Source organism: Mesorhizobium sp. M4B.F.Ca.ET.058.02.1.1, from assembly GCF_003952505.1.
Taxonomy (GTDB): Bacteria; Pseudomonadota; Alphaproteobacteria; order Rhizobiales; family Rhizobiaceae; genus Mesorhizobium.
The window spans coordinates 123,726-138,944 of sequence record NZ_CP034450.1; the positions used below are offsets into that span (position 1 = coordinate 123,726).

Annotated in this window: 15 protein-coding genes and 2 pseudogenes; 12 read left to right on the plus strand and 5 right to left on the minus strand. The window is 65.1% G+C overall.

Annotated features, from left to right (window positions below; all coding sequences use genetic code 11):
* Window positions 1–69 precede the first annotated feature (69 nt).
* From hflK to EJ073_RS00615, 4 genes are all read left to right on the plus strand, one after another.
* Window positions 70–1,185, plus strand: a complete 1,116-nt coding sequence (gene hflK / locus EJ073_RS00600; protein WP_126053959.1) for an FtsH protease activity modulator HflK — start codon at window positions 70–72, stop codon at window positions 1,183–1,185.
* Window positions 1,185–2,126 (plus strand): protease modulator HflC, encoded by a 942-nt coding sequence (locus EJ073_RS00605; RefSeq protein ID WP_126053960.1) that lies wholly within the window; start codon window positions 1,185–1,187, stop codon window positions 2,124–2,126. Before hflK ends, EJ073_RS00605 begins: the two co-directional genes overlap by 1 nt.
* A 6-nt stretch (window positions 2,127–2,132) precedes the next feature.
* Window positions 2,133–2,318: a DUF2065 domain-containing protein gene (locus EJ073_RS00610; protein ID WP_126053961.1), complete on the plus strand. Its 186-nt coding sequence runs from the start codon at window positions 2,133–2,135 to the stop codon at window positions 2,316–2,318.
* 143 nt (window positions 2,319–2,461) lie between these two features.
* Window positions 2,462–3,976, plus strand: coding sequence for a DegQ family serine endoprotease (locus EJ073_RS00615; RefSeq protein WP_126053962.1), 1,515 nt, complete (start codon window positions 2,462–2,464; stop codon window positions 3,974–3,976).
* Between the two features lie 28 nt (window positions 3,977–4,004).
* Here EJ073_RS00615 and EJ073_RS00620 read toward each other — a convergent pair whose 3' ends face one another.
* Both EJ073_RS00620 and serB read right to left on the minus strand, forming a co-directional pair.
* Entirely contained in the window at window positions 4,005–4,595 is a 591-nt protein-coding gene (locus EJ073_RS00620; protein WP_126053963.1) for a GNAT family N-acetyltransferase, read from the minus strand.
* Entirely contained in the window at window positions 4,592–5,479 is an 888-nt protein-coding gene (gene serB, locus EJ073_RS00625; protein ID WP_126053964.1) for a phosphoserine phosphatase SerB, read from the minus strand. Before serB ends, EJ073_RS00620 begins: the two co-directional genes overlap by 4 nt.
* Here serB and miaA point away from each other — a divergent pair.
* Both miaA and EJ073_RS00635 read left to right on the plus strand, forming a co-directional pair.
* Window positions 5,469–6,410 carry a tRNA (adenosine(37)-N6)-dimethylallyltransferase MiaA gene (gene miaA, locus EJ073_RS00630; RefSeq protein ID WP_126059044.1) on the plus strand — a complete coding sequence of 314 codons (942 nt, stop codon included), beginning with the start codon at window positions 5,469–5,471 and terminating at the stop codon, window positions 6,408–6,410. The genes serB and miaA overlap by 11 nt on opposite strands.
* A gap of 127 nt (window positions 6,411–6,537) precedes the next feature.
* Complete coding sequence (locus EJ073_RS00635; protein WP_126053965.1) at window positions 6,538–7,329, plus strand: GGDEF domain-containing protein; 792 nt, start codon at window positions 6,538–6,540, stop codon at window positions 7,327–7,329.
* A gap of 181 nt (window positions 7,330–7,510) precedes the next feature.
* On the opposite strand, the gene EJ073_RS00640 is transcribed toward EJ073_RS00635, so the two are convergent.
* A complete protein-coding gene (locus EJ073_RS00640) occupies window positions 7,511–9,340 on the minus strand; it encodes an ATP-binding protein (RefSeq protein WP_126059045.1) in 1,830 nt (609 codons plus the stop codon).
* A gap of 153 nt (window positions 9,341–9,493) precedes the next feature.
* Here EJ073_RS00640 and EJ073_RS00645 point away from each other — a divergent pair, with 153 nt between their 5' ends.
* Entirely contained in the window at window positions 9,494–10,060 is a 567-nt protein-coding gene (locus EJ073_RS00645; protein ID WP_126053966.1) for an XRE family transcriptional regulator, read from the plus strand.
* 4 nt (window positions 10,061–10,064) lie between these two features.
* Window positions 10,065–10,372: pseudogene (locus EJ073_RS00650) on the plus strand (hypothetical protein).
* On the opposite strand, the gene EJ073_RS31910 reads toward EJ073_RS00650, so the two are convergent.
* A complete protein-coding gene (locus tag EJ073_RS31910) occupies window positions 10,356–10,532 on the minus strand; it encodes a hypothetical protein (protein ID WP_245455801.1) in 177 nt (58 codons plus the stop codon). The pseudogene EJ073_RS00650 and the gene EJ073_RS31910 sit on opposite strands and share 17 nt — an antisense overlap.
* On the opposite strand from EJ073_RS31910, the pseudogene EJ073_RS00655 reads away from it, so the two are divergent.
* Window positions 10,480–10,978, plus strand: a pseudogene (locus tag EJ073_RS00655) (GNAT family N-acetyltransferase). The gene EJ073_RS31910 and the pseudogene EJ073_RS00655 sit on opposite strands and share 53 nt — an antisense overlap.
* On the opposite strand, the gene EJ073_RS00660 reads toward EJ073_RS00655, so the two are convergent.
* The gene (locus EJ073_RS00660; protein ID WP_126053967.1) at window positions 10,949–11,836 is read right to left on the minus strand and encodes a LysR family transcriptional regulator; all 888 of its coding nucleotides are present in this window, start codon (window positions 11,834–11,836) and stop codon (window positions 10,949–10,951) included. The pseudogene EJ073_RS00655 and the gene EJ073_RS00660 overlap by 30 nt on opposite strands.
* A 94-nt stretch (window positions 11,837–11,930) precedes the next feature.
* Here EJ073_RS00660 and EJ073_RS00665 point away from each other — a divergent pair, with 94 nt between their 5' ends.
* The 3 genes from EJ073_RS00665 to EJ073_RS00675 all read left to right on the plus strand — a co-directional run bounded on the left by EJ073_RS00665 (window position 11,931) and on the right by EJ073_RS00675 (window position 15,119).
* Window positions 11,931–13,097, plus strand: coding sequence for a gamma-butyrobetaine dioxygenase (locus tag EJ073_RS00665; protein WP_245455444.1), 1,167 nt, complete (start codon window positions 11,931–11,933; stop codon window positions 13,095–13,097).
* Window positions 13,094–13,684, plus strand: a complete 591-nt coding sequence (locus EJ073_RS00670) for an HD domain-containing protein (RefSeq protein ID WP_126053968.1) — start codon at window positions 13,094–13,096, stop codon at window positions 13,682–13,684. Before EJ073_RS00665 ends, EJ073_RS00670 begins: the two co-directional genes overlap by 4 nt.
* Before the next feature lie 289 nt (window positions 13,685–13,973).
* Window positions 13,974–15,119 (plus strand): PcfJ domain-containing protein, encoded by a 1,146-nt coding sequence (locus EJ073_RS00675; RefSeq protein ID WP_126053969.1) that lies wholly within the window; start codon window positions 13,974–13,976, stop codon window positions 15,117–15,119.
* The last annotated feature ends 100 nt before the right edge of the window (window positions 15,120–15,219 follow it).

Consider the following 15,219-nt stretch of genomic DNA (forward strand, 5'->3'; position numbering starts at 1 on the left):
ATAGAAGGATGACATTGGATATTGCGCTGTCAGGCCGGCGCCGAGGGAATTCCAAGCGAAAGGACATTCATGCCCTGGAACGACAAGAGCGGTGGCGGCGGCCCATGGGGCGGCGGCGGCAATCAGGGTCCCTGGGGGCAGGGGCCCAAGGGCCCGAGCGGCCCGCAGGGCTCACCGCCCGATCTGGAAGACATCATCCGCCGCGGCCAGGACAGATTGCGCCGCGCCCTGCCGGGCGGCGGTGGCGCCAGCCCCGCCGTATTCGGGCTGATCGCGGCTGCGCTGGTCGTGCTGTGGGCGTTCAAGGCGGTCTACACCGTGCAGCCCGACGAGGTTGCGGTCGAACTGCGCTTCGGCAAGCCGAAGGCCGAGCTGTCGCAGCCCGGCCTGCATTTCCACTGGTGGCCGGTCGAGACCGTCGAGACCGCCAACATTGCCGAGCAGCTGGTCGATATCGGCGGCGGCGCGAGCGGCAGCAACAGTTCCGGACTGATGCTCTCGGGCGATCAGAACATCGTCAACGTGCAATTCTCGGTCGCCTACCAGGTCTCCGACCCGAAAGCCTATCTGTTCGACGTGTCGGATCCTGACGGCATGCTGAGGCAGGTCGCCGAAAGCGCCATGCGTGAGGCCGTCGGCCGGCGGCCGGCGCAGGACATCTTCCGTGACGATCGCCAGGGCATTGCCGCCTCGGTGCGCGAGATCATCCAGACGACGCTGGACGGCTACAAGGCCGGCCTCAACGTCAACGCGGTCTCGATCGAGGACGCGGCGCCACCGCGCGAGGTGGCCGACGCCTTCGACGAGGTGCAGCGCGCCGAGCAGGACGAGGACAAGTTCGTCGAGCAGGCCAACCAGTATTCCAACCAGAAACTCGGCCAAGCGCGCGGCGCGGCGGCGCAGATCCGCGAGGACGCGGCAGCCTACAAGAACCGCGTCGTGCAGGAGGCCGAGGGTGAGGCGCAGCGCTTCATCTCGGTCTATGACGAATATGCCAAGGCGCCCGAGGTGACGCGCAAGCGGCTTTATCTGGAAACGATGGAGAGGGTGCTGAAGGACTCGAACAAGGTGATCGTCGAGCAGGGCAATGGGCAAGGGGTCGTTCCCTACCTGCCGCTGCCGGCACTGCAGCAGAAAGCGCCGGCGCCGGCCACCTTTGGCGCCACGACGGGAGGAAACCAGTGATGGCCAACCGTCTCCCCATCGTCGCCGTCGTCGCGGCGGTCATCCTGTTCCTGATCTATTCCTCGGTGTTCGTGGTCAACGCGCGCCAGCAGGCGCTGGTGCTGAGGTTCGGCGAGATCGTCGACGTTAAGACCGAGCCTGGCATTTATTTCAAAGCGCCTTTCGCCTTCTTCGATGCCGACAGCGTGCAGCTGATCGAAAACCGCGTGCTGCGCTTCGACCTCGACAACATCCGTGTCCAGGTGTCGGGCGGCAAGTTCTACGAGGTCGATGCCTTCATCGCCTACCGCATCTCTAACCCGCGCGTGTTCCGTGCGGCGGTGTCCGGCAGCATCGAGCTTGCCGAGCAGCGGCTGAGGACACGTCTCGATGCGGCGCTGCGCCGTGTCTACGGTCTACGCGACTTCGAGGCCGCGCTCTCCGAGGAACGCGCCGTGATGATGCGCGAGGTGCGCGACCAGCTCAGGCCCGACGCCACCTCGCTCGGCCTCGAGATCGAGGATGTGCGCATTCGCAGGACCGATCTCACGGCCGAGGTTTCGCAGCAGACCTTCGACCGCATGAAGGCCGAGCGTCTCGCCGAGGCCGAGCGGTTGAGGGCCCGCGGCAACGAGGCGGCGCAGCGCATCAAGGCCCGCGCCGACCGCGAGGTGGTCGAAATCGTCGCCGAGGCGCAGAAGGAATCGGAAATCCTGCGCGGTGAGGGCGAAGCCCAGCGCAGCGCAACCTTCGCCTCCGCCTATCAGCGCGACCCGGCCTTCTTCGAGTTCTACCGCTCGATGAACGCCTACGGTACGGCGCTGGACAACACCGGAACGACCATGGTGCTGTCGCCGGAATCCGAGTTCTTCCGCTATTTCCGCGACCCGAACAGCACGGAGACACCGGCAAAGCCAACGGCGCCGGCAACGCCGCCTGCGCAACCCGGCACCGGCCAGTAGCGTCCGGTGCAGGACTTTCTCGCGGCAATAGGCCTGGTCCTCGTCGTCGAGGGCCTGGTCTATGGCGGATTTCCTGGCCTCGCCAAGAAACTCGCCACCGAAGTCCTGTCGATGCCGGAGACGGCGCTGCGCATCGCCGGACTGGCGGCGATCGCCATCGGTGTCGGCATCGTCTGGCTGGTGCGCGGCTGACGAAATTTCTTGGTGCCGGCGTAACGGACGATTTATCCTCTGCCGATAGCCACAGCCGCAAACGTGCCGTATTTCTTGCCAACATGACGCAACGCGGCGTTTTTGCGGAAGCGCTTTCTTTCAGAAACACCGGGAGGCCCTCGATGACATCCAACACCCTTCTGCGCGTGGCCAGGCGGACGCTTGTCGCCGGCGCAGCGGCGCTGCTCGTCGGCACCCTCGTTGTCCCGTCCACCGTCACACCGACCGTCGCCGCCGACGGACCGGCTTCGGTCGCCGACCTTGCCCAGGGGCTGCTGGGTGCCGTCGTCAACATCTCGACCTCGCAGACGGTAAAGGGCACAGAGGGACCCGGCGCGGTGCCGATGCCGCAATTGCCCGAGGGCTCGCCGTTCCAGGACTTCTTCGACGACTTCTTCAAGAACCGCGGCGGCGACAAGGGCGGCGGCGGCCAGAAGGTGCAGTCGCTGGGCTCCGGCTTCGTCATCGATGCCGAGCAAGGCATCGTGGTGACCAACAACCACGTCATCGCCGACGCCGACGACATCGAGGTGAACTTCTCGGACGGCGTGACGCTGAAAGCGACACTGGTCGGCACCGACACCAAGACCGACGTCGCCGTGCTGAAGGTCGATCCGAAGGGCCACAAGCTGACGGCGGTGAAGTTCGGCGATTCCACCAAGATGCGCGTCGGCGACTGGGTGATGGCGATCGGCAATCCGTTCGGCCTCGGCGGCACGGTGACGGTCGGCATCGTCTCGGCACGCAACCGCGACATCAATTCCGGCCCCTATGACGACTTCATCCAGACCGATGCCGCGATCAACCGCGGCAATTCCGGGGGTCCGCTGTTCAACAGCCTGGGCGAGGTCATCGGCATCAACACGGCGATCATCTCGCCGTCGGGCGGCTCGATCGGCATCGGCTTCTCCATTCCCTCGCAGCTTGCCTCGGGCGTCGTCGAACAGCTTCGACAGTTCGGCGAAACGCGGCGCGGCTGGCTCGGCGTGCGCATCCAGCCGGTCACCGACGACATTGCCGAAAGCCTCGGCATGGCGACCGCAAAGGGCGCGCTGGTGGCCGGCGTCATCAAGGGCGGACCGGTCGACAACGGCACGATCCTGGCCGGCGACGTCATCATCAAGTTCGACGGCAAGGACATCCACGAGATGCGCGACCTGCCGCGCGTCGTCGCGGAAAGCCCGGTCGGCAAGGCAGTGGACGTGGTCATCGTGCGCAAGGGCGTCGAGCAGACGGTGAAGGTGACGCTCGGCCGGCTCGAGGACGGCGAGAAGCTGGCGAGCGGCGAAGATGGCAACACCGACGAGGACAATGGCGACAAAGCGCCCGCGGTGTCTACGGCCGCCGTGCTCGGCATGACTATCGGCGAGCTCAATGACGAAACGCGGACCAAGTTCGGCATCGCCGCCGACGTCTCCGGCGTCGTCATCACCGACGTCACCAAGGATTCGGCCGCGGCAGAGCGTGGCATCCAGCCCGGCGAGGTGATCACCGAGATCGCCCAGGAATCGGTCGCCACGCCGAAGGATGTCATGGACCGGATCGGCGCTTTGAAGGAGCAGGGGCGCAAGAACGCGCTGTTGATGTTGGCGTCGAAGACCGGTGAGTTGCGGTTTGTCACGATCCGGATGGATTGAGTCCGGTAAGGCCTGCAACAATCTGATTTCAATATGAAAAGGGCGGCTGACGAGCCGCCCTTTTTCTTGCCTGCCAGTCCTTGCGCGACAGAGCGTAGAGGACATGCCGCTTGAGATGCGGGTGGCTATCGGGGATCGAGGGGTGGTCGAAATCGCGAGCCGGGTCGGGGCTCATGCCGAGGCGTTCCATGACGGCCGTCGAGCGGCGGTTGGCGGCGACGGCGAAGGAGACGATTTCATCGCGGTCGAGCGTTTCGAAGCCAAAGGCGAGCCAGGCTTCGGAGGCCTCCGTGACATAGCCCTTGCCCCAGAATTCCGGCGCCAGACGCCAGCCGATCTCGATTGTGTCGGAAGGCATGGACGGCACGTGATCGGTCTCTAAGAGGCCGACAAAGCCGATGCATTCGCCCGTCGCGGCGATCTCGGCGGCGGCAAAGCCAAAGCCATCCTCGGCGATCCAGCCGCGAAATTCATCCATTTTGGCATCCGTCTCGGCGCGGTCGCGGCGGAACGGAAAGAATTCCATCACCTGCTCGTCAAAATTGATGCGATGGAAGAGCTCGCGATCACGGTCCTCCCAGTTGCGCAGGATCAGGCGCTCGGTGCGCATCGGTTTCATCCGGCAAACTCCTCCTGGCGATAGCCCTGGAGATAGAGCAGCGCCGTCAGATCGCCATGGTCGATGCGGACCTTGGCCTCCGCCGCCACCGAAGGCTTGGCATGCAGGGCAACGCCGGTGCCGGCAAGGCGGATCATGTCGAGGTCGTTGGCGCCGTCGCCGACGGCAAGCGCGTCGGCCGGTGTGAGGCCGAGGCGGGCAGAGATTTCAAGCAACGCCTCCGCCTTGGCGGCGCGGCCGAGAATTGGCTCGGCGACCAGCCCGGTGAAACGGCCGTGCTCTTCGATCAGGCGGTTGGCGCGGTTCTCCTGGAAGCCAAGCATCGCCGCGATGCGGCTGGTGAAGACATTGAAGCCGCCTGACACAAGTGCCGTCCAGGCGCCGTTGCCCCGCATGGTACGCACAAGCGCGAGGCCGCCGGATGCCAGCGTCAGCCGGTTTTCGATCAGACGGTCGACCACGGCGGTATCGAGGCCGTTCAACAGAGCCACGCGCTCGCGCAGGGCCGGCTCGAAGGCGATCTCGCCGTTCATCGAGCGCGCGGTGATCGCCGCGACACGGTCCTTGACGCCGATCTCGTCGGCCAGTTCGTCAATGCATTCCTGGTCGATCATCGTCGAATCCATGTCGGCGATGAGGATCTTCTTGCGCCGGCCCTCAGCCGGCTGGACGATCACGTCGACCGGGTGCGAGGCGAGCGCGGCGCGCAGGGCGGCGGCCGCTTCGCCTGCGTCGGCCTTCTCCGGCAGGACGAGATCGCAGGCAATGTCCTCGGCCAGCCAGCGAACAGCGCTTGCGCCGACCGACCGTGAGGCCATATTCGCAAGCGTGGCCGAGACAGCGCGGCCTTCGGGATGGGACACAAGCGTGGCGATCAGCGGCATCGAGACTTCCGGGCAGGCGGGCGAGGGCCGCGTGAAGAACGCGATCCTGATAGCCGGGCCGACCGCCAGCGGCAAGTCGGCGCTTGCGCTGGAACTCGCCGAGCGCGAGGGCGGCGTCATCGTCAACACCGATTCGATGCAAGGCTATTCCGTGCTCGACGTGCTGACGGCGCGGCCGGGTGCCGCCGATCTCGCCCGCGCGCCGCATTTTCTCTACGGCCATGTCCATCCGTCGGTCGCCTACTCCACCGGCGCCTGGCTGCGCAACGTCACGAAGCTGATCGACGACGGCCTGCTCGCCGGACGGCCGGTGATTTTCGTCGGCGGCACCGGGCTCTATTTTCGTGCGCTGGCCGAAGGGATTTCGGACATGCCCGACATTCCGCCGGCGATCCGCGACCGCTGGCGGCACGAGCTCAAGGAGCAAGGCGCCGACCGGCTGCACCGCATCCTTATGCGCGAGGATTCGGCGGTCGGCATGCAGCTCAGGCCGACCGACGGCCAGCGGATCGTGCGGGCGCTGGAGGTGCTCGACGCCTCGGGCCGTTCCATAGCCGAATGGCAGGCGGCGCGCGGCCAGCCGCTGATCGACCGCGACAGCGCGCGCTTCCTGGTGATCGAGCCGGACCGCGCGGAGCTGGTCGGCCGGATCGAGGCGCGGTTCGACAGCATGCTCGACAAGGGCGCGCTGGAAGAGGTCAAGCAGCTTATGGCGCTCGGCCTCGATCCGGACCTGCCGGCGATGAAGGCGATCGGCGTCCGCGAATTGCAGGCGGCGATGGCAGGACAGATGGGCTTCGCCGAAGCGATCGAGCGCGCCAAGATCGCGACGCGGCAATATGCCAAGCGCCAGGCCACCTGGTTCCGCCATCAACTGGGCCCGGAGTGGCGGCGCCTCCATTCTGCCGGCGACGCGATGCCTGCGATTTGATCTCCGGCCACTAATGCAATCACAAAACTAAATCAAAAACCTGATATTCTCGCTCAGGTTGTCCGGGTTAACCGTCCGTAAGGCCCTGCATGGCATAAGGTCCTTGGGATGTTTCCACGGGCAGCAGATGCGTTTCCATAAGGCGGAATCCGCTTTTTTCGTCTTTATTTTCGTGATCCTGGCAGCCGGCCTGGTGACGCTGCACGCCTATGGTTTCCTGCAAGCCATCGCCACTGACATGGACGCGGCTTCCCGCATCGAAAAGATCAAGTATCTCAATAGACTGCTGTTCGCGACCGGCGTGCTGCTCGCAACCGCGCTGTTCTTCGGCGTGTTCTTCATCTACCCCCTGATCCGCAGGCAGGCGACGGAAGAAGGTAAGTTGCGCGCCATGACGGTCTCGCTCAGCGCGCGTTCGGAAACGCTGGAGCACGCGGCGCTGACCGACGGGCTGACCGGCATGCAGAACCGGCGCTATTTCGACGACGCACTGAAGGAGTATCTCGAGGAGTTTCGCCGCATCGAAAAGCCGGTCGGGCTGATGATCCTCGATCTCGACCATTTCAAGCAGGTCAACGACACGCATGGCCACGATGTCGGCGACGAGGTACTGAGGGCAGTCGCCGGCTGCCTGAAGGGCATGACACGCTACCACGACGTGGTGGCGCGGCTCGGCGGCGAGGAGTTCGCCGTGGTGACACCGAACATGGACGCCGAACTGCTGGCCAAATTCGCCGAACGTATCCGCAAAGCGATCGCCAACATGTCGGTGCTGTCGGGCAATGTGCGCCTGAAGATCACCACCAGCGTCGGTCTTGCCGTCTGGGATCGCAAGGAAACGGCCGAGGACTTCTATCGCCGCGCCGACCGCCAGCTCTATGAGGCGAAGCGGCAGGGACGCAACCGCGTCTGCGCCTAAAATCCCATCATCAAATTCGTGATGCTGGCCGGCTGATGCCGTTTTTCTGCGCTTCCGGTGCTCACGGACTAAATGTCCGCTCCGCTCCGGTTCTCGAAAACGACACCATCCGACTCAGCCTGACGAATTTTCTGACGGAATTTACCCAGGCCCGCTCGGTGCTTTGGAATTTTCCCAGACATCAATCGTTCTGCGGGCGCATGCCGAAGGTTGCGGGCTTGAGGCCGTAGCGCGTGTCGAAGTCCTCGTCCGGCTGCATGCGCGGGGCGGCAGGCTTGCGGTAGTCCGGGTCGCCAGCCTGGCGGGCCGTATCGACGACCTCGGCGAAGGCCATCTGCTGCTGCGGCTTCGGCACGTTGCGCAGCCGCTCGACGATCGCGGCGAGATCGACGTCTTCGCCGGTTTCGGACGGTACCGCCTTTTCGCGCGTGCCCGTGCCGGGAATGAGCTCCTGCGCCAGTTTCTCGAACTTCAATCGCATGGTCGTCGCCACGCCCTCGCCGAAGGCGATGGCTTCACGCTGGCCCATAGAGGACAGGAAGGCCAGCGTCGAGGCCGAGGAATCGGCGATCGCCGAACGGATGATCGCCTGGTCCTGCTCGTTGGCCAGCCGCATGGCGAAGAAGGTCGAGCACTGCGACAGGATGGTCGGGTCGAGCTCGCCCGGACGCTGGGTGACGACGCCGAGATAGCAGCCGTATTTGCGGCCCTCCTTGGCGATGCGCGACAGCGCGTGCCGGGTCGGCGCGAAGCCGAGGCGCGGATCGGCCGGCATGTAGCGATGGGCTTCCTCGCACAGCAGCAGCAGCCGCAGCCGGCCCTCGCTCCACAGAGCCAGGTCGAAAGCCAGGCGCGCCAGCACCGAGCAGACGGAATTGACCACTTCGGAGGGCATGCCGGCCATCTCGAAGCAGGTTACCGGACGGCCATGGTTCGGCACGCGGAAGATGTTGCCGATCGTCTCGTGGATCGTGTCCTCGATCAGGCGCGAGTTGAACATGAATCGGTAGCGGGGATCGGACGCCGCCGATTCGATGCGCGTCTTTAGAGATTTCAACGTCGGGCGGTCGTTCTTGCTTTCGAGCATGCCCATGCGCTCGTCGATCTGCTTGATGAGATCGGCGATGCGGTAGGGCACCGGCGTATCGGCCGTCAGCGCGTCGCTGCCGCGCCTCAGATAGGTGCCGGAACCCGGGTTGCGATAGAGGTTCTTGGCGGCGGGGATGAGATCGCGCAGCACATCGACTTCCTCGGGCTCCGTCTCGCGCCCGCGAAACAGCACCTCGGCGAACTCTTCCAGCCTGAACATCCAGAAAGGCAGGTCCAGCGTCTTGGAATCGACCCTGACGCAATATTCGGGCAACGAGGCGGCGAACTCGTTGTGCGGGTCGAGGATGAGGATGCGCAGATCCGGCCGGGCCTCGATCGATTTGCGCAAAAGCAGCGACACGGCGGTGGATTTGCCGACGCCGGTGGTGCCGACGATGGCAAAGTGGCGCGCCAGGACATCGTCGATGGCGATGTTGGCGTCGATCGCCTCGTCCTGTGACAGCGTGCCAATGGTGATCGAATGCCGGCCGGCGAGGTCGTAGACGGCCTGCAAGTCGCGGCTGCGGATGCGATGCGCAATGGCGCCGATATGTGGGTAGGTGGTGATGCCGCGATCGAAGACCGGCTTAGCGCCCGGCTCGGCGCCGTCACGCACTTCGCCGATCAACTCGATGCTGACCTCGATCGGGTTCTGGCCCTCATTGCTCCAGGCGCGGTCCGACTTGCCGATTTCATAGACGAGGCCGACGGTTCGCGTCGAGCCGAGGTTGATCGAGATCATCTTGCCGACGGTCCATAGACCGGTGACCGTGCCTTCGACATCGTCGGCATAGGCGCTGATGGTGGCGCGCGCGCCGTCGCATTGCACGACATTGCCGAGAATGCGCTTGTCGTTCTGTTCCCTGTTGCGGCGCTCCTGCGAGGTCGCTTCTCCAACGGAGACTTCGCGTTCGACAAACATAGATGGCATGATCCCCATTCCCTCGACGTTCAGCCTACACAGATGAGGTTAAGCCGGGGTGAGGTCGGATGGTGTAGGCGGCGTTAAGCCGACCGCTAAGATTCGATCAAGCGCGCTCTTTCATTCCATGTCGTCATTCGATATATTGAACGAATGAATTATATAGCGAACGACATTTCATCCAGCCTTGGCTACAGGATACATTCGGAACGGACCTTGCGGAGCTGGTCGCTGGCGCAGCTGGCGGAGCGCTCCGATGTGTCGAAGGCAATGCTCAGCACCATAGAGCAGGGCAAGACCAGCCCGACCGCGGCGCTGCTGGTGCGCATCGCCGCGGCCTTCGGCATGACGCTGTCGACGCTCATTGCCAGGGCGGAACTCAAGGGCGGCGGCCTGCTGCGCGAAGGCGAGCAGCCGGTGTGGCGCGATCCGGCCACCGGCTATCTCAGGCGGCACCTCTCGCCCGCGTCGGACATGCCGCTCGAACTGGTCAAGGTGCGCTTGCCGGCGGGCGCCAGCGTCAGCTTTCCCGCGGCGTCCTACGCCTTCATCAAGCAGCAGATCTGGCTGATCGGCGGACGGCTCGACTTCACCGAGGGCGATGTCGTGCACAGTCTTCGGGCCGGCGACTGCCTGGCGCTCGGCGCGCCGTCCGACTGCACCTTCCATTCCCCGGGTCCGGACGCCGCCGACTATCTCGTCGCGCTGGTCAGGGGCTGACGGCATGGCGCGGCGTCCCCGACGCTCGCACAATGGCGGGCCGCCGCTCGACGACTATGACGGCCCGCCCTGGGCCAGGGCGACGCCTACATTTTCCTTGCCTGGCAGGCCGCCCACGCCAAAGCCTGGAAGGCGCCCAGCCGCGACGTCATGCTGATGCGGCTGGAGAGAGCCGAGCGGCTCGGCCTGACCTATGAGGAATACACGCTCGAGATCCTCGAGCGCGGCCGCCACCTCGGAGAAGGGGACGCCGAAGGGATTGCCGAAATCCGCAGCGCACGGAAACGAAGGCGGTTCAGCCATCTGGCGTGACACAGGTCTTCGCCGCGTCGCCGAAATTCACGTTTAGGGAATATGCCGCAACCATGAGTTCCATAAAAATCAGCACTCTGAATGAGGCCGCCGAGACGGAAAAACTGTTGGCCGCGCTTCTGGTCGAGACCGTGGCCGGCGGCGGCTCGGTGAGCTTCATGCATCCGTTGGCACAGGATGCGGCGGAGGCCTTCTGGCGGAAGTCGCTTGCCGCAGTTGCGCGAGGCGAACGGGTGGTGCTTGGCGCATGGGACGGCGAGGTCCTTGCCGGCACCGTCACCTTGCTGCTCGACTTTCCTCCCAATCAGGCGCACCGGGCCGAGATCGCCAAGCTGATGACCCCGCGTCGACCGTCGCGGCCAGGGTGTGGCGACCCGGCTGATGCGGGCGGCGGAGGACATCGCCATGGAGAGCGGGCGCACCTTGCTGGTGCTAGATACTGCAAGCGAGGAGGGAGCCTCCCGCCTCTACGAGAAGCTCGGCTTCACGCTGACCGGCGAAATCCCGGACTTCGCTCTGAAGCCGCATGGCGGATTGACCGGCACGCTGATCTACTGGAAACGGATCGGCGCAAGCCTACAGAGCGTCGATTCCGGCGAGGCGTGACAGCAGCCACAGACGAAAATCCTGCTCGGCCTGGGTCAGTCCCGCGGCCGAAGCGCGGGTCAGGAAATGGCCCGAGCTGCTGGAGAGCTCGAAGCCGGAAAGCGCCACAAGCGCCTTGCCGGCAAGTGCCGCATCGATCAGCGGCCTGGAGCCCAACAGGGCGCCGGCGCCGGCCTTGGCCGCCTCCATGGCGGCAACGAAACTGTCGAAGCGGTGCGAACGTCCAGTATGTCCCGGCACGCCGGCAGCGGTAAACCATTCGGCCCACATCTCGCGCGCGCCGGCGACCAGGAGCAAGGGCAGGGATGTCCAGTCCGTATTGCCGGCCAGCGCCGGAGAGGCGACCGGCACCAGCCGCTCAACGGTCAGCCTGTCGGCCTCGCGGCCGGGGAAGTTTCCGTTGCCGAAGCGGATATCGAGCGCCGAGCCCGGCTGGTCGTAGTCGGCGGGACGATGGATGGTCACCACGTCGAGCTGGATCCGCGGCAGGGCTCTCGCCAGGTCGGGGAGCGCAGGCACGAGCACCAGCAAGGCAAAGGAGATCGGCACCCGCACCGCCACGGTCTGGACGGCGCGCGGCTCGAACAATTCCGTGGTGCTGTTGGCGATGGTGGCGAAGGCCGACTGGATGTGGGGAAGATAGGCGGCGCCCTCAGGCGACAGCGCGACACCGCGGGCAAGACGCACGAACAGCCTGGTCTTCAGCCGCTGTTCGAGGGCGCGAATGTGCTGGCTGACGGCCGCCTGCGTCAGGCCGAGTTCGGCCGCCGCGGCGGTGAAGTTCGAAAGCCGCGCCGCCGCCTCGAAGCTGCGCAACCAGTCGAGCGGAGGCAAGGCGTCGGCAACTCTTCCAGCCATTAGAATTCTATAGCCATAGTCTGCAAAATGATAATTTGAGTTATGACTACGAAGTCAGCATCATGCAACCCGAAACCCTGCGGATGCGGGAAAGATGGAGCTGCTGGACATGCTGACCAAGGCGCTGATCGGCGACGAGGGACGGACGATCGAACTCAGCTGGGAGAACGGGACGCGCACCCGTTTTCACGCCATGTGGCTGCGCGACAATGCATTGGACGACAAGACGCGCAGCGCCGGCAACGGGCAGCGCCTGATCACCATCCTCGACATTCCGGCCGAGACGCGGATTGGAGCAGTCTCGATCAAGGGCGGCGCCCTGGAGATCAGCTTCGTGCCCGAGCAAAAGACCGTCAGCTTCCCGCAAGCCTGGCTGTACACGCATGCCTATGACCGCGTCGAACTGCGCAAGGGAGGCTGGACGGCCGACGTGGTTCAATGCTGGACAAGGGCGACGATGCAGAACTCGGTGCCGCGCGCGGCATATGCGGCTGCCAGCCACGATCGCAGCGTGCTCAGGGAATGGCTTTCGGCGGTGAGGACTTACGGCTTTGCGGTGATGGATGGCCTGCCGGCGGAGTCGGGGGCGCTGTGCAAGGTGTCCGACCTGTTCGGTTACATCAGGGAAACCAATTACGGGCGCTGGTTCGAGGTGCGCGCCGAGGTTATTCCGAACAATCTCGCCTACACCAATCTCGGCCTGCAGGCGCATACCGACAATCCATACCGCGATCCGGTGCCGACGCTGCAGATCCTGGCCTGCATCGAGAACACCGTCTGGGGCGGCGAATCCACCGTCGTCGACGGTTTCGCGGTGGCGACTGCGCTGCAGGTCGAAGATCCGCACGGGTTCCGTCTGCTGAGTTCCTATCCGGCGCGCTTCGAATATGCCGGCTCGTCTGGCGTGCGGCTCAAGGCCAAGCGTCCGATGATCGAGCTCGGACCGGACGGCGAGCTGATCTGCATCCGCTTCAACAACCGCTCGCTGGCGCCGACGGTCGACGTGCCATTCGCCGAGATGGACAAATACTACGCCGCTTATCGCCGGTTCGCCGAACTGATCGAGGATCCCGCCTTCGAGGTGACCTTCAAGCTGGAAGCTGGGCAGGCCTTCATCGTCGACAACACCCGCGTCATGCATGCGCGCAAGGCGTTTTCCGGCTCGGGCAAGCGCTGGCTGCAGGGCTGCTACGCCGACAAGGACGGGCTGTTGTCGACGCTGGCGGCGATCGAGCACGATTTCAGGGAGGCGGCGGAATGAACGGGCAGGCGCTGAACAGCGGCAACATCGTCGAATTCATCGCCGACATTTTTGAGCGACGCGGTGCCGAATCCTATCTCGGCGAGCCCGTCACCATGTCGGAGCACATGCTGCAGGGCGCGTGGCTGGCCGAGCAGGACGGCGCGCCGGACGAACTGGTGGCGGCGGCGCTGCTGCACGACATAGGACACTACACCGGCGAGTTCGGCACCTATTCGCCCGACGATGTCGAGGACAAGCACCATGACGAGGCGGGCGGCGAGGTGCTGGCGCCGTTCTTCCCGCCGGTCATCGTCGAATGCGTCCGGCTGCATGTCTCGGCCAAGCGCTATCTCTGCGCCACCGACCCGACCTATTTCGGCAAGCTCTCGCCGGCCTCTGTCCATACACTGTCGCTGCAGGGCGGGCCGATGAGCGCCGAGGAGGTGGCCGAGTTCCGCAGGAACCCGTTCCATGAGGAGGCGGTGCGCGTCCGCATCTGGGACGAGGGCGGCAAGGTCGCCAACATGAAGACGCGCGCCTTTCGCGACTACGCGCCGCTGCTGGAGCGGGTGGTGAGGAAGTTCGCGGCCGAAAAGGCAGCATGATGCCTGGCGACAGATGTCATGCAATCGCGACCCATTTCAGAGAGACACACCGACAATAGTGGTTGCCTGAAAGACTAGAGATGCTTCCAGGCAACACTCTGTCACCGATCATAAGTCTTGAAAGAATGCCTCTTGCGTCAAATCTGCCGCGAGCCTAGAGAAGCCGCCCATTCTTAATCCGTCTTCCCGAAAGGAGACCTGTCAATGTCCCGGCGATCCAGATCGACACATTCCGTGCCGACGCTGGAATTGCGTGCGGCTGACAGGGGGCCAATCAGGAAGAACGGCCATGGCCAAGTCCATGATCCAGCGCCGGCAGGATGCCGCGCGCGAGCGTATTGAAGCATATGAAGCGACGCTGAGGCGGGTTTGCCTCGTCCCGCGTGCCGCTCCGGATTTCGAGCGGGCGCTCGACGAAGCACGCCGGGGCTTTGCCAACATGGCCATCCGCGACGGCGCCTTGTGGCGCCCGAAGCTGAAGACGCGCGACCCTGCGCGGCTGCGCCTCGCGGCGGTGCGCCATCTTTATGCGCGCTATCCGGTCTCGGCGGCGCTGGAGGCCATCTGGCTGGATAGCTCGGGGCTAAACGCCGACGAGGTCGCGCTTCGCAAGGCTTGGTACGTCGCGGCCGCGCGTGGCGACTCGCTCTACAAGGCGGGCGCCAATGCCTGGCTGTCGCGCAAGGAAGTGCATTGCTTCGTGAACGTCGTCGGCGATTTCACCTTCGAGGAGGCATTCTGGTTGGCGATCGCCCGGTCCTGCACGGACGATCCCGGCCTGGCCACGCGGCTCGCCCGGACGAAGATCGCGCGCACGCCACGCGGCGAGATTGCCTTCTGGCGCGGGGTGGCGCGATTCTTCTGCGGACATCCCACCTCGCGGGAGGAGATCGACGACCTGTGCGACTATCTCGGCGCCATGCACCGGCGCGATCGAGCCTACAGCCTGAAGGGGCGCACGCTTGTCTCGCTGCGCAGGCAGATGGTGGAATGGCACCGCGACATCGCCGCGATCGAGCGCATCGAGGCGCTGCGCCGCCGCGCCGCCGGGAAAGGGCAGCAGGCGCAAGGCCCTGCGTGGGACGGCTCGCGGCTCGAGGACTGGGACTGGGAGCCGTCCGCCAAGGAGGCGAAGGCGCATGGCGAGCGGTTCTTCGTTCGCCAGCTGAGGACGGCCGAGGACCTGGTCGCCGAGAGCCGCGCGATGCATCACTGCGTCTCGCTGTATGCGGCCAAGTGCATCGCCGGCAACGCCTCGATCTGGGTGCTGCGGCGCAAGGCGCTCGGCAAGATCGAGCGCTTGCTGACGATCGAGCTCGACCCGCAAAACCGCGCTGTCCAGGTGCGCGGGTTCGGCAACCGTCTCGCCGCGGCGGAGGAGCGCAAGATCGTCGAGCGCTGGGCCAAGGCGAGGGGCGTGGTGCTCCGCGCCTGAACGGAAGGCCTGCGCGGCCGTTGCGCCGCGCAGGTCTCACCAACGCCGTCATGTCTCGATGGTCGCGCAATCGTGATCGGTTTTTGCCGCATTGCGGCCA